The organism is Streptomyces sp. NPDC059989, from assembly GCF_042736975.1.
GTDB lineage: Bacteria > Actinomycetota > Actinomycetes > Streptomycetales > Streptomycetaceae > Streptomyces.
The window spans coordinates 116,325-130,751 of the sequence record NZ_JBHWUO010000014.1; the positions used below are offsets into that span (position 1 = coordinate 116,325).

Consider the following 14,427-nt stretch of genomic DNA (forward strand, 5'->3'; position numbering starts at 1 on the left):
GGCGCACACCCGCCCCTCGCCATGTGACCCGGTTCACCACCACGGAGTGGTGGAAGCCGCGTCATAGTCGCGCCCGGCCCCGCTCTCTCCCGGTGAGACACCTTCACCTAGGCAGGGAACGGGAGGCCGGGCGATGACGACCCCGGACAAGACGGCAGTGGAATGGCTGGTATCGGTGGCGCCGGATCCCGACGCCTGCCGGTGGGAATGGGAGCGCAACCCCCTCGGGGTGGCCCTCCTGCCCGCCGGCCGGCGCTGGGACGTGCTGATCCTGCCCGGGGAGCTGGGGCAGGCCACCCTCGACGTGCTGAACCTGCTCCTCGACCGGCCCGGCCCGGTGCTCGCCGATTTCGGCGCCACGCGGCGGAGCCGCACAGTGTTCGGCAGGCTGGGCTTTTTCGTGCCCCCGGGCACGGCGTCCCGCTGGATCGGCACGGGCGTGCGGGGAGCGGGGCGCGGGACCTGGATCGTGGTCCCGTATCCGGGCCGGGCGACGGGCGGGGTGCGCTGGCTGGTGCTTCCGGACGGGGAGGGGACGCTCACCGATCCGGCGGTCCTGGAGCTCGCGATGCACGAGGCCGCGGCGACGGTCCTGGCGGCGGCGGGGGAGCGGGGGTACCGGAAGCCTTGACAAGGATATTGGTCTGGACCATCTTGGGCGCCACTGTTCCCTGTCCGACAGTCTGGCTCCATCCCCCCATGCTCCGGAGGCAGTTGTGCGCAGAGCCTGGTCCATCCTCACGGCCGCCGCCCTGGCGGCGGCCGGATTCCTCGCCGCGGGCCCCCCGGCCGCGGCCGCCGACGCCGATCTCGCCCGCAACGGAGGCTTCGAGTCCGGCCTCACCGGCTGGAGTTGCTCGGCCGGCAGCGGAACGGTCGTCACCACCCCGGTCCACGGCGGCGGCTCCGCCCTCAAGGCCACCCCGGCCGGGCAGGACAACGCCCGCTGCTCCCAGACCGTCACCGTCAAGCCCGACTCGACGTACACGCTCGGCGCCTGGGTGCAGGGCGCGTACGTCTACCTCGGCGCGAGCGGGACCGGCACCACCGACGTGTCGACCTGGACGCAGACCCCGGGCGCGTGGAAGCAGCTGACCACCGGCTTCCGCACCGGCCCTTCGACCACCTCGGTCACCGTCTACACCCACGGCTGGTACGGCCAGCCGGCGCACTTCACCGACGACCTCACCCTCGTCGGCCCCGACCCCGGCGGCCCCGTCGACCCCCAGCCCCCGGCCGCCCCCACCGGCCTGACGGCGTCCGGCGCCACCGCGAGCACCCTGAACCTGTCCTGGTCGGCGGCCTCCGGAGCCACCGGCTACACGATCCACCGCGACGGAGCAGCGCCCCTGAGCGTCACCGGAACCTCGGCGACGATCACCGGGCTCGCCGCGTCCACGACGTACACCTTCCGGGTCAGCGCGGTGAACGCGGCGGGCGAGTCCGCCAAGAGCGCCCCCGTGTCCGGGACCACGACCGGCGGCGGCGGCGGCGGTGGCGGCCTCCCCGCGCACGCCCTGGTCGGCTACCTCCACGCGAGCTTCGCCAACGGCTCCGGCTACGTCCGGATGGCCGACGTGCCCGCCTCCTGGGACGTCGTCAACCTCGCCTTCGGCGAACCGACTTCGGTGACCTCCGGCGACATACGCTTCCAGCTCTGCCCGGTCGCCGAATGCCCGAACGTCGAATCCCCGGCCGAGTTCAAGGCGGCCATCAAGGCCAAGCAGGCCGCCGGCAAGAAGGTCCTGATCTCCATCGGCGGCCAGAACGGCCAGGTGCAGCTGGCGACCACCGCCGCCCGCGACACCTTCGTCTCCTCCGTCGGCAGGATCATCGACGAATACGGGCTCAACGGCCTGGACATCGACTTCGAGGGCCACTCCCTCTCCCTCGCCACCGGCGACACCGACTTCCGCGCCCCCACCACCCCGGCGATCGTCAACCTGATCTCCGCCGTGAAGACCCTCAAGGCCAAGTACGGCCCGGACTTCGTCCTGACCATGGCCCCCGAGACCTTCTTCGTCCAGCTCGGCTACCAGTACTACGGCTCCGGCCCCTGGGGCGGCCAGGACCCGCGCGCCGGCGCGTACCTCCCGGTCATCCACGCCCTGCGCGACGACCTCACCCTGCTCCACGTCCAGGACTACAACTCGGGCTCCATCATGGGCCTGGACAACCAGTACCACTCCATGGGCGGCGCGGACTTCCACATCGCCATGACCGACATGCTCCTCACCGGCTTCCCGGTCGCGGGCAACACCGCCCGCGTCTTCCCGGCGCTGCGCCCGGACCAGGTCGCCATCGGCCTGCCCGCGACGACGAACGCGGGCAACGGCCACACCCCGCCCGCCGAGGTGAACAAGGCCCTGGACTGCCTGACGAAGAAGACGAACTGCGGTGCGTACCAGACCCACGGCACCTGGCCCGCCCTGCGCGGCCTGATGACCTGGTCGATCAACTGGGACCGCTTCGGGGGCTGGGAGTTCAGCCGGAACTTCGACGCGTACTTCGGAGGCTGAACCAGCGCACTGCCAGCAGCAGCGGGGTACACAGGAACAGGCTGGCCAGCACGTCCAGCGGCCAGTGCCAGCCCCGCAGCACCAGCCCGACGGCCGTGGCCCCCGTGAGGACGAGGGCGGCGGCCGTCGGCCAGTTGCGGCGGGTGTACGGGGCGAGGAGCAGGGCCGCGCCGATGTAGGCGACGGCCGAGGTGGCGGTGTGGCCCGAGGGGTAGTACCCGGCGGCCCAGGGCTCCAGGGGGCCCGGGCGGGCGGTCCACTCCTTGAGCGGGACGATCAGGGCCGGCACCAGGGCCATGGCCAGCGCCGCGGCCGCCGCGCCGAGGCGATTGCCGCGCCGGGCGGCGTACGCGACCGCGAGGATCAGGACCGGGACCGCGACCGGGATGTTGCCGAGGTCCGACAGGCGCTCGGTGACGGTGTCCGGGACGGAGCGGACGACGGCGCGGCTGAGGCGCTCGTCCGGGGACAGCAGCGGGCCCGAGACCAGGACCTGCCAGGTGATCAGGGCGAAGGCGGTCAGACAGAGCGCGGCCCGGATGATGGCCGGCCGTCCCGGAACAGGGGGGATGGTTCCGGGACGGCCGCCCGGATCGGGTTGCCGCGCGCCCCGGGGGGTTTGGGGCGGACGGCCGTCCGATCGGTGAGGAGTGTGCGCGAACGCATGCCCAGTGCGGCGCTGGGGAAGCCCGGTACTGGTGTCGCCCCCGATTTCCCGGGAGCGGGGTGTCTCACTCATCTGCAGAAACCGTACGGCAGAGAAAAGGGGACCGACAGCTGGAACGCGCTCCCGCCATCGGCCCCCCACACCTTCTTCACAGCGCCCGACCGTTACCACCGGTACTGCTCGGGCCTTGCGATCGGGCGTTCTAGACGTTCGATCAGATCTCCGTGCCGATGGCCGCGAACGCGGCCTCGATGAGGTCCAGGCCCTCGTTCAGCAGGTCCTCGCCGATGACGAGCGGCGGGAGGAAGCGGAGCACGTTGCCGTAGGTGCCGCAGGTGAGGACGAGCAGGCCCTCGGCGTGGCAGGCCTTGGCGAGCGCGCCGGCCGCCTCCGGGAAGGGGGTCTTGGAGACCGGGTCCTTGACGAGCTCGATCGCGATCATGGCGCCGCGGCCGCGGATGTCGCCGATGATGTCGTACTTCTCCTGCATGGCCGTCAGGCGGGCCTTCATGACGGACTCGATCTTCTTCGCCGCGGCGTTGAGGTCGAGCTCCTTCATGGTCTCGATGGAGCCGAGCGCACCGGCGCACGCCACCGGGTTGCCGCCGTAGGTGCCGCCCAGGCCGCCCGCGTGGGCGGAGTCCATGATCTCGGCGCGGCCGGTCACGGCGGCGAGCGGCAGACCGCCCGCGATGCCCTTGGCGGTGGTGATCAGGTCGGGGACGATGCCCTCGTCCTCGCACGCGAACCACTGGCCGGTGCGGCAGAAGCCGGACTGGATCTCGTCGGCGACGAAGACGATGCCGTTGTCGTTGGCGAACTTCACGATCTCCGGGAGGAAGCCCTTGGCCGGCTCGATGAAGCCGCCCTCGCCGAGGACCGGCTCGATGATGATCGCGGCGACGTTCTCGGCGCCGATCTGCTTGGTGATGTTGTCGATCGCCTGGGCGGCGGCCTCGGGGCCGCAGTTCTCGGCGCCGGTGGGCCAGCGGTAGCCGTAGGCGACCGGGACGCGGTAGACCTCGGGGGCGAACGGACCGAAGCCCTGCTTGTACGGCATGTTCTTCGAGGTCAGCGCCATCGTCAGGTTCGTACGGCCGTGGTAGCCGTGGTCGAAGACGACGACGGCCTGGCGCTTGGTGTACGCACGGGCGATCTTGACGGCGTTCTCGACGGCCTCGGCGCCGGAGTTGAACAGGGCCGACTTCTTGGCGTGGTTGCCCGGCGTCAGCTCGGCGAGGGCCTCGCAGACCTCTACGTAGCCCTCGTAGGGGGTGACCATGAAACAGGTGTGGGTGAAGTCGGCGAGCTGCGCGGAGGCGCGGCGCACGACGGCCTCGGCGGAGGCACCGACCGAGGTCACGGCGATGCCGGAGCCGAAGTCGATCAGGCGGTTGCCGTCGACGTCCTCGATGATGCCGCCACCCGCGCGGGCCGTGAAGACGGGGAGCACGGAGCCCACGCCGCCGGCCACCGTCTCGAGGCGGCGGGCCTGCAGCTCCTGCGACTTGGGGCCGGGGATCGCGGTGACGATGCGGCGCTCCTGCGGGACAGCGGTCATAGAGGGCTCCTGGGGGGTGTTTTCGGACGCACTTGTGTCTTTGTCCGCAGGCTAGGCCCGGGAGAGGGGGTACTGCATGCTCCATCCGGGAGTGGTGTCCGCGTTTCCTTGTCCGTGACGGCCATAGGAAGGATGTGGGCGGGTCTTGTGGGCGGCGCGGCGAAATGGTGCACGGGTACGGGCCCACGGCCGCTGTCGGGCAACTACATTGAGCGGCGCAGCGCAGGAACGGGCAGGGGGCAGGGGTTTCATGGACACCGACGGCACGCACGAGACGCGCCCGCCCCGCACCGGGCACATCCCGCGGCCGGCCTCCCCACCGCCTCCGGGCCTCCCGCCGAAGCCGGCCCACGCGCCGGCGGCCGGCCCCACACTCGGGGAGTGGCTGCGCGTCCCGCGCTCCTCGGACGGGCCGGGCGTCTGGTCGTACGGGCACGTGCCGCGGGCCGCCGAAGAGCCCGAGGCGACCCCGACCCGCCAACTGCTCAGCGGGGCCCTGATCGCCCTCCTGGCCGGGCTGCTGCTGTGGTCCCTGCTGTGGAACGGCTACCTCGGCGGCTTCTGGCTCTGGCCGCTCTACATGTTCACGCCCGACTCCTGGGCCGGGACGCTGCCTTCCGTCGTCGCCGCGTACATCTGGTACGGCGTCGTCGCCATCATCCTGGCCGTCGGATTCGGGCGCCTCGGCCGCTGGCCCGAGCTGGCCCGCCGCGTCATCGGCAGCCGCGCCGGACGGGCCGTCCAGGCGGCCGTCCCGGCCTCCCGGTCCGAGCAGGGCGGCCCCGAGGACCCCGCGCGGTGGCCGCAGGTGCGCGGGGCCGGGTTGGCGGAGGCGGCCGACCGGCTGGAGGGCGAGGTCGGGGCCGGGCGGATGAATGATGTGGACTATGCGCGGATCCGGCGGGCCTGGGAGTCGGTGACCGTCGACCCGCCGCGGCTGCGGGCCTTTGCCGAGGCCGTGCGGGACAAGGGCGCCGGGGCCTGCGTGCACCCGTCCGGGGCGCGGGACCTGCCCGTGCGGGCCGCCCGGCACGATCTGCTCGCCCGTCAGGTGCTGCTCGGCACCGTCGAGGACGGGCCGCGCAACCCGTACGCCCGCCGCGGCACCTCGCTCGCGCTCGACCCCGAGGTCCTCGGGACCTCCCTGCTCGCCGTCGGGCCCTCCGGAGCCGGGAAGACGGGGCGCCTCGTGCGGCCCGTCGTCGAATCCCTCGCACTGCAGGCGCTCGCCGGGCAGGCCGCCGTGGTCGCCGTCGGGGCGGCCGGGGCGCAGCTCGGGCCGGACGACGCCTACGACGTCGTCGTCCGCGTCGGCGACCCCGCCTCCGTGTACGACCTCGACCTCTACGGCGGCACCACCGACCCCGACGAGGCCGCCACCCTGCTCGCCGAGGCCTTCGTCGGGGACGTGCCCGGGATCGACGTGCGCCGGGCCGCGACCGCCCTCGCGCAGCTCCTCGGACCCTTCCGGGCGGCGTACGACCGCTTCCCCGCCGTGCCCGAGCTCCGCGAGCTGCTCGACCAGGTCCCGGACGTGCTCGACGGGCTGCGCCGGGCCCTGGCCGACGCCGGAGCGCACGCCATGCTCCGCGAGCTCGACGCCCGGCAACGGCAGCACGGGACCCCCGCCGACCCCGGACCCGCCCTCGCCGACCGGGTGGCCCTGCTGGACCGGCCCGCCTTCGCCACGTTCTTCAACGTCGGGGACTTCGACACCACCGGCCAGGGCAGGCCCTTCTCGCTGCGTGCCCTGGAGCACCCGGTCCGCGTCCGCGTCGACCTCCCCGAGCGCGGGCACGCCGACGCCTCCCGGATGCTGGCCCGGCTGCTGCTCGCCCAGTTCAACGCCGCCGCGGCCGCCCGCACCGACCGCTCCCTCTTCGCCTTCCTCGCCTTCGACGACGCCTCGCACACCGTGACCCCGGAGACCGTGCGCGGCGTACAGCGGCTGCGCTCCGCGAACGCCGGGGTCCTGCTCACGCTGCGCACCCTGGACGACGTACCGGAGGCGCTGCGCACCCCGCTGCTCGGCGCGGTCGGCTGCCGGATGGCCTTCTCCGGGGTCACCACCTGGGACGGCAAGCGGTTCGCCGAGACCTGGGGCACCGAGTGGGTGGAGACCCGCGACGTCACCCACCGCACCGTCTTCGCCGACCAGCCGCTGACCCGGGCGATGCACGCCTTCCGCAAGCTCGTCACCGGCAAGGCCGTCACCACGGACGCGGTCACCGTGCGCCAGGTGGAGCGCGAGCGCTGGTCCGCCTCGGACCTGGCGCACTCCGTACCGCCGGGGCACGCGGTGCTCTCCCTGACCTCGGTCCGCGGAGAGCGGGCGGCTCCGCTGCTGGTCCGGCTGGCGGGGGCGGCGACGCTCTGATTCGGGCTGAGCGGACCCGTACGGGGTGGCAGAATCGAGGAGGGCCGTTCATACGACACGGCGAAAAACGTCGGCGGCTCCTCTGCTGCTCTTCTCCCGCGGCGCTTTCCCCCGCGCCCACCCCCGTCCTTCCCCTCGCCCCCTCCCGCTAAGGCCCCGGTAACCGATGCCGCTCACCCTCGCCTCGCTCGTCCAGCACTCGGCGCTCAAGCTCAGCGTCCGGGCGGGGGAGAGCCGCCTCGACACCCCCGTGCGCTGGGCCCACGTCAGCGAGCTCGCCGACCCCGTCCCCTACATGGAGGGCGGGGAGCTGCTCCTGATCACCGCGATGAAGCTGGACGCGGAGGACCCGCAGGAGATGGGCCGCTACGTGCGCCGGCTCGCGGCGGCCGGGGTCGTCGGCATCGGCTTCGCGGTCGGCGTCAACTACGAGGCGATCCCCGAAGCCCTGGTCGAGGCCGCGCGGGCCGAGGACATGCCGCTGCTGGAGGTGCCCCGGCGGACCCCGTTCCTCGCGATCAGCAAGGCCGTCTCCGCCGCCCTCGCGGCCGACCAGTACCGGGCCGTGACCGCCGGTTTCGAGGCGCAGCGGGAGCTGACGCGTGCCGCGCTCTCCGCCGACGGGCCCGCCGAGCTGCTGTCGAAGCTGGCGGCGCACGTGCACGGCTGGGCCGCGCTGTACGACACCTCGGGCGCGGTCGTCGCGGCCGCCCCCGACTGGGCCGCGCGGCGGGCCGCCCGGCTCACCCCCGACGTGGAGCGGCTGCGGGAGCGGCCCGCGCCCGCGAGCGCGGTGGTCGGCGGCTCGGAGGACCGGGTCGAGCTCCAGTCCCTGGGCACGGGGCGACGGGCGCGCGGCGCGCTCGCGGTGGGCACCGGGGCTCCGCTGGGCACGGCCGAGCGGTACGCCGTCCACTCCGCGGTCGCGCTCCTCACCCTCACCACCGAGCGGTCGCGCTCGCTGCACGACGCCGAGTCCCGGCTGGGGGCGGCGGTGCTGCGGATGCTGCTGGCGGGGGAGGCGGACCATGCGCAGACGGTGGCCGGCGACCTGTACGGGGCCCTGCTGGAGGCGCCGTTCCGGCTGATCACGGCCGAGCCGGCGCTGCCGGGGACCGCGCAGCCGGAGGGGCTGGCCATGCTGGCCGACGCGGTGGAGTCGGCGGCGGCCCGTACGGGCGAGACGCTGCTGGTCGTCCCCGAGCCGGGGCGGCTCGTGGTGCTGGCCGCCGACGCGGGCTCGGCCGTACAGGCGTGCGTGGACCACGCGGAGGCGATCGAGGCGCGGCGCGGCCGGGACGCCGCCGGTCCGGAGCCGGACGAGCTGGTGGTCGGCCTGTCCGCGCCGGCGGGTCCGGCCACGGTGGCGGCGGCCCTGAAACAGGCCGACCAGGCGCTGGCCGTGGCCCGGCGGCGCGGGCGCTCGCTCGTGGAGCACGAGGACATGGCGGCGGGGTCGGTGCTGCCGCTGCTGGCCGACGACGCGGTACGGGCCTTCGCGGACGGCACGTTGCGGGCCCTGCGGGAGCACGACGCGACCGGGCGGGGCGACCTGGTCGCCTCGTTGCAGGCGTGGCTCTCCCGCCACGGCCAGTGGGACGCGGCGGCCGCGGACCTGGGCGTGCACCGGCACACGCTGCGGTACCGGATGAAGCGGGTCGAGGAGATCCTCGGCCGCTCCCTGGACGACCCGGACGTCCGGATGGAACTGTGGCTCGCCCTCAAGGCCTCCCCGACTCCGTCGTAGGCCGCCGGGGGTACGGATGCCGCTGCGCGGGGCCTCCCGGCCACTGCCCGCCCCCGCGCCTCAATCGCCGGCGGGGCTGGAGATAGCCCCGCCGGCGTTTGAGGCGCGGGGGCTCGGGGGCGGAGCCCCCGCAGCGGCGGCGCGCCCGCGCACGTACCCCGCGGCCCCCGGTAGGGGCTCGGCATGGGCGCGCCCTCCCCGACACTGACAAAGCGGCGCAGCCCCACCGGCAGGTACTACACGCCGGATAAACACCGAATCCCCCGCGGAGTCCTACCGTGGAGGAGTCAACGACCCACCGCACACATCCGAAGGGCCGGGATTCGCATGACTTCCACCCACGCCTTCTGGCTCGCCGGCCGCCAGGCCACCGGCGAGGACAGCTTCGACGTCCACTCCCCGTGGGACGGCCGGCTGGTCGGCACCGTCAGCGTGCCCACCGACGCCCAGGTCGAAGAGGCCGTGGCCGCGGCGTACGCCGTGACGGCGGAGTTCTCCGCGACCCCGGCCCACGTGCGGGCCGCCGCCCTGGACCACGTGTCGAAGCGGCTCGTCGAGCGGACCGAGGAGATCGCCCAGCTGATCTCCGCCGAGAACGGCAAGCCCATCAAGTGGGCCCGCGGTGAGGTCGGCCGTGCGGTGTCCGTGTTCCGCTTCGCCGCGGAAGAGGCCCGCCGCTTCAACGGCGGCGACGCCCAGCGCCTCGACACCGACGCCGGCGGCGTCGGCCGTCTCGCGCTGACCCGCCGCTTCGTCAAGGGCCCGGTCCTCGGCATCGCGCCGTTCAACTTCCCCCTGAACCTGTGCGCCCACAAGGTGGCCCCGGCCATCGCCGTCGGCGCGCCGATCATCCTCAAGCCCGCCCCGGCGACCCCGCTGTCCGGCCTCATCCTCGGTGAGCTCCTCGCCGAGACGGACCTGCCCGCCGGCTCCTGGTCGGTCCTGCCGGTCGCGAACGAGAAGATGCCCGCCCTGGTCAAGGACGAGCGCCTCCCCGTCATCTCCTTCACCGGTTCCGACACCGTCGGCTACGCCATCCAGCAGTCGGTGCCCCACAAGCACTGCACGCTGGAGCTCGGCGGCAACGCCGCGGCCGTCGTCCTCGCCGACTGGGCCTCCGAGGCCGACCTCGACTGGGCCGCGACCCGTATCGCGACCTTCTCGAACTACCAGGCCGGCCAGTCCTGCATCTCCGTGCAGCGCGTGATCGCCGACGCCTCGGTCTACGACACCCTCGTCGAGAAGGTCGTCGCGAAGGTCCAGGCCCAGGTCACCGGCGACCCGTCCGACTCCGCCACCGACGTCGGCCCCCTCGTCTCCGAGGACGCCGCCAAGCGTGTCGAGTCCTGGGTCGACGAGGCCGTGTCCGCCGGAGCCAAGCTGCTCACCGGCGGCAAGCGCGAGGGTGCCTCGTACGAGCCCACCGTGCTCGCGGAGGTCCCGGCGGGCGTCAAGCTCGCCACCGAGGAGGTCTTCGGGCCGGTCCTCACGCTGACGAAGGTCGAGAACACCGACGAGGCCTTCGCCGCCGTCAACGACTCGAAGTTCGGCCTGCAGACCGGTGTCTTCACCCGCGACATCCAGACCGCGTTCCGCGCCCACCGCGAGCTCGAGGTCGGCGGTGTGATCGTCGGCGACGCGCCGTCCTACCGCGCCGACCAGATGCCGTACGGCGGCGTCAAGCAGTCCGGTGTGGGCCGCGAGGGCGTCCGCTACGCGATGGACGACTACACGTACGAGCGGGTCCTGGTCCTGACCGGCCTCGACATCTGATCTCGTACGGCCCCAAAGCCGACGGCCGGAGCCTACTGTGCGGGGGCTCCGGCCGTCCCCCTTTTCCCGCCCGGTGACGGGCGGCCAAAGACCCCCTCCCTGCTCGCAGGGAGGGGGTCTTTGCGACGGGTCGTGCAGACCCCCCGCCACGGGCCTTACGCGGTGGTGCTGCGGCGGCGCCTGCCGGTGCCCGCGACGAGCGCGGCGCCCAGGGAGAGGGCCACGCCGGCGCCGCCGAGGGCCCAGGTGGTGGCCGAGTCGGTGCCGGTGGCGGCGAGCTGGCCACCGGTGCCGGAGGTGGAGCCGGTGCCCTTGTCGACGATCGGGGTGGCACCGCCGTCGGGCTTCGGCTGGTTGCCGGTCTGGCCCCCGTCGCCCGGGTCGGTGCCCGGGGTCGTGCCGGGTGCGTAGATCGACGTGTAGGTGAAGATCAGGTTGGACATGACCTCGTCGTCGTAGCTCGCGTCGATGACGAGGAAGGCCTTGCCGATCGGGGCGTCCGGCGCGACCTTGACCCGCAGCTGGATGTCGAACTTCGCGTCCTTGCCGACGGCGCGCTCGAAGGTCATTCCGGAGTACCGGCCCGAGGGGTCCTTCTCGCCCCCGACCCAGTTCTTGCCGTCCCAGACCTCGAACTCCACGTGCTTCGCCCGCAGGGAGTCGCCGGGGTTGGCGAACATCACCCGGAAGCCGTACCGGTCGAACGCCTCCTTCCCGGTGTTGTCGACGTTCAGGGTGAGGGGCTGCCACGCGCCGTCGGCCTTCAGGCCGGCCTCCGGCAGGCCCTTCAGCGCCACCTTGGGGCCCTGGTGGTCCGACGTCGGGACGGCGGGGGTCACCTTGGACAGGTAGCGGACCCGTTCCGCGGTGCCGCCCTCGGCGGTCGTGCTCAGGGAGAACCGGCTGGCGGGGGTGTCCTTGGCGAACTTCGTGCGGAGCTTGAGGTCGAAGACCTCGTTCGCCTCGATGTCGACGTCGGCGACGTCGAAGCTGTACGCCTCCTCCGAGCCGTACGCCTCGATCTTGTGCCAGCCCCAGGTGCCGGCGGCGTCGGGGGCGTAGACCTCCGTCTGGATGTCGCCCGCCTCCCACCCGGTGGTGTCGAGGGCCCAGAGGGCGAGTTCGAGCGAGTAGTCGTCGGCCTTCGGACGGCCCGAGTTGTCGACGTGGAGGGAGTACTCCCGCCAGTCGCCGCCCGCCTTGAACTCCTTCGGCAGCCCGGTCAGCGTCAGCGACGGGGCCTGCGCGGCCTTCTGGTCCCCGGCGGCGGGACCCGGCTTCGCCTCACCCTTCGGGGCCTCACCCTTCGGGGCCTCGGGCTGCGGCTGCGGCTTCGGGGCCTCGGGCTGTCCGGTCTCGGGCTGTCCGGCCTCCGGCTGCGCGCCCGGCTCCCCCTGCCCCGGGGCCGCGTCGTCCTTCGGCTCGGCGTCCGGGGTGCTGACGGCCGGGTTGCGCACCTCGTCGGCCATCGCCGGAGTGGCCATCAGGACGGTCGGACCGACCACCGCGGCGGCGGCCACGACAGCCATGCGCTGGAGCTTGAACTTCATGTCTGAGATTCCCCCTCATGAGCCCCAGGTGCGCGGCGCGCATCCCCCCCGGGGCAGGTCAACATCGTTTTGAACAGGCTCAGAGTAATGCTCCCGTAAAAGGTCCGGCGGTACGGGCCCGTGTGACGTGGGCGACGCCAGACGGGGGGCAGAGGCCCTCTTCCCTTTTCCCGACCGCACACATTGGGTACGACTCACAGGTAGCACCGGCTGGTAATCCGGTGAACCCACCCGACTCGGCGGCGAGGTGAGTCCCCTCATGTCCGCAACACAGCCCGTACAGCACAAGGTGACCGAGCGCGAGGCACGGCAGGTCGCGGAAGCGGCCCGGGAACAGGACTGGCGCAAGCCAAGCTTCGCCAAGGAGCTCTTCCTCGGACGGCTGCGGCTCGACCTGATCCACCCCCACCCGCTCCCCGCGGACGAGGACGTCCGGCGGGGCGAGACCTTTCTGGCCCGGCTGCGGACCTTCTGCGAGACGGAGATCGACGGAGCCCGCATCGAGCGCGAGGCGAAGATCCCCGACGAGACCGTGCGCGGGCTCAAGGAGCTCGGCGCCCTCGGGATGAAGATCGACCCCAAGTACGGCGGCCTCGGCCTCACCCAGGTCTACTACAACAAGGCCCTCGCGCTCGTCGGCTCGGTCAGCCCGGCCATCGGCGCCCTGCTCTCGGCCCACCAGTCGATCGGCGTACCCCAGCCGCTGAAGATCTTCGGCACGCAGGAGCAGAAGGACGCCTACCTGCCGCGCTGCGCCACCACCGCCATCAGCGCCTTCCTCCTCACCGAGCCCGACGTGGGCTCCGACCCGGCGCGCCTGGCCACCACGGCGGTCCCGGACGGGGCGGACGCCTACGTCCTCGACGGCGTGAAGCTGTGGACCACCAACGGCGTGGTCGCGGACCTGCTCGTGGTGATGGCGCGCGTGCCGAAGAGCGAGAACCACCGCGGCGGCATCACCGCCTTCGTCGTCGAGGCCGACTCGCCGGGCATCACCGTCGAGCACCGCAACGCCTTCATGGGCCTGCGCGGCCTGGAGAACGGCGTCACCCGCTTCCACCAGGTCCGGGTGCCCGCGGCCCAGCGCATCGGCGCCGAGGGCGCCGGGCTGAAGATCGCCCTGACCACCCTCAACACCGGCCGGCTGTCGCTGCCCGCGATGTGCGTCGGGGCCGGGAAGTGGTGCCTGAAGATCGCCCGCGAGTGGTCCGGCGTACGCGAGCAGTGGGGCCGCCCGGTCGCGAAGCACGAGGCCGTCGGCGCCAAGATCTCCTTCATCGCCGCCACCACCTTCGCCCTCGAAGCGGTCGTGGACCTCGCCTCCCAGATGGCCGACGAGGACCGCAACGACATCCGCATCGAGGCGGCCCTCGCCAAGCTCTACGGCTCCGAGATGGCCTGCCTGATGGCCGACGAGCTGGTCCAGATCCGCGGCGGGCGCGGCTTCGAGACCGCCGAGTCCCTCGCCGCCCGCGGCGAGCGCGCCGTCCCCGCCGAGCAGATGCTCCGCGACCTGCGCATCAACCGGATCTTCGAGGGCTCGACGGAGATCATGCACCTGCTGATCGCCCGCGAGGCCGTCGACGCCCACCTGTCGGTCGCGGGCGACCTCATCGACCCGGAGAAGGCACTCGGCGAGAAGGCGAAGGCGGGCGCCCGCGCCGCCGGGTTCTACGCCCGCTGGCTGCCCCAGCTGGCCACCGGCGCCGGCCAGGTCCCGGGCACCTACCGGGCCTTCCACCCCGCCGGCCACCCCGACCTCGCCACCCACCTGCGCTATGTCGAACGCTGCGCCCGCAAACTCGCCCGCTCCACCTTCTACGCCATGTCCCGCTGGCAGGGCCGCATGGAGACCAAGCAGGGCTTCCTGGGCCGGATCGTCGACATCGGCGCCGAGCTCTTCGCGATGAGCGCGGCCTGCGTCCGCGCCGAGCACCTGCGCGCCACCGGCGAGCACGGCCGCGAGGCCTACCAGCTGGCCGACGCCTTCTGCCGGCAGTCCAGGATCCGGGTCGAGGAGCTCTTCGGCCGGCTCTGGACCAACACCGACGAGATCGACCGCAAGGTCGTCGAAGGCGTGCTGACCGGCACCTACACCTGGCTGGAGGAGGGCGTCATCGACCCCTCCGGCGACGGCCCGTGGATCGCGGACGCCGCCCCCGGCCCCTCCACCCGGAAAAACGTGCACCGCCCCATCCGCTGACCTGCGATCATCGCCGGACGTCGGACAGGC

The 14,427-nt window shown here is 73.1% G+C and carries 9 protein-coding genes; 6 read left to right on the plus strand and 3 right to left on the minus strand.

The features are described from left to right. Positions 1-133: 133 nt before the first annotated feature. Together ACFWBN_RS15275 and ACFWBN_RS15280 are read left to right on the plus strand one after the other, a co-directional pair. The gene (locus ACFWBN_RS15275) at positions 134-631 is read left to right on the plus strand and encodes a hypothetical protein (protein WP_385176457.1); all 498 of its coding nucleotides are present in this window, start codon (positions 134-136) and stop codon (positions 629-631) included. 85 nt (positions 632-716) lie between these two features. Beyond that, positions 717-2,519, plus strand: coding sequence for a chitinase (locus ACFWBN_RS15280; protein ID WP_385176460.1), 1,803 nt, complete (start codon positions 717-719; stop codon positions 2,517-2,519). On the opposite strand, the gene ACFWBN_RS15285 is transcribed toward ACFWBN_RS15280, so the two are convergent. Both ACFWBN_RS15285 and gabT read right to left on the minus strand, forming a co-directional pair. After that, on the minus strand, positions 2,485-3,258 hold the full coding sequence (locus ACFWBN_RS15285) for a phosphatase PAP2 family protein (protein ID WP_385176464.1): 774 nt from the start codon (positions 3,256-3,258) through the stop codon (positions 2,485-2,487). The genes ACFWBN_RS15280 and ACFWBN_RS15285 overlap by 35 nt on opposite strands. A gap of 142 nt (positions 3,259-3,400) precedes the next feature. Then, the gene (gene gabT / locus ACFWBN_RS15290) at positions 3,401-4,747 is read right to left on the minus strand and encodes a 4-aminobutyrate--2-oxoglutarate transaminase (protein WP_385176467.1); all 1,347 of its coding nucleotides are present in this window, start codon (positions 4,745-4,747) and stop codon (positions 3,401-3,403) included. 250 nt (positions 4,748-4,997) lie between these two features. On the opposite strand from gabT, the gene ACFWBN_RS15295 reads away from it, so the two are divergent. The 3 genes from ACFWBN_RS15295 (at position 4,998) to ACFWBN_RS15305 (ending at position 10,644) form a co-directional block, all read left to right on the plus strand. Next, entirely contained in the window at positions 4,998-7,124 is a 2,127-nt protein-coding gene (locus ACFWBN_RS15295) for an ATP-binding protein (protein WP_385176470.1), read from the plus strand. Positions 7,125-7,290: 166 nt separating this feature from the next. Continuing rightward, positions 7,291-8,871 carry a PucR family transcriptional regulator gene (locus ACFWBN_RS15300; protein WP_385176473.1) on the plus strand — a complete coding sequence of 527 codons (1,581 nt, stop codon included), beginning with the start codon at positions 7,291-7,293 and terminating at the stop codon, positions 8,869-8,871. Positions 8,872-9,198: 327 nt separating this feature from the next. Beyond that, positions 9,199-10,644, plus strand: coding sequence for an aldehyde dehydrogenase family protein (locus ACFWBN_RS15305; protein WP_385176476.1), 1,446 nt, complete (start codon positions 9,199-9,201; stop codon positions 10,642-10,644). Between the two features lie 155 nt (positions 10,645-10,799). On the opposite strand, the gene ACFWBN_RS15310 is transcribed toward ACFWBN_RS15305, so the two are convergent. Next, the gene (locus ACFWBN_RS15310; RefSeq protein WP_385176479.1) at positions 10,800-12,194 is read right to left on the minus strand and encodes a hypothetical protein; all 1,395 of its coding nucleotides are present in this window, start codon (positions 12,192-12,194) and stop codon (positions 10,800-10,802) included. Between the two features lie 259 nt (positions 12,195-12,453). On the opposite strand from ACFWBN_RS15310, the gene ACFWBN_RS15315 reads away from it, so the two are divergent. Then, complete coding sequence (locus tag ACFWBN_RS15315; protein ID WP_385176483.1) at positions 12,454-14,397, plus strand: acyl-CoA dehydrogenase family protein; 1,944 nt, start codon at positions 12,454-12,456, stop codon at positions 14,395-14,397. Positions 14,398-14,427 lie beyond the last annotated feature (30 nt).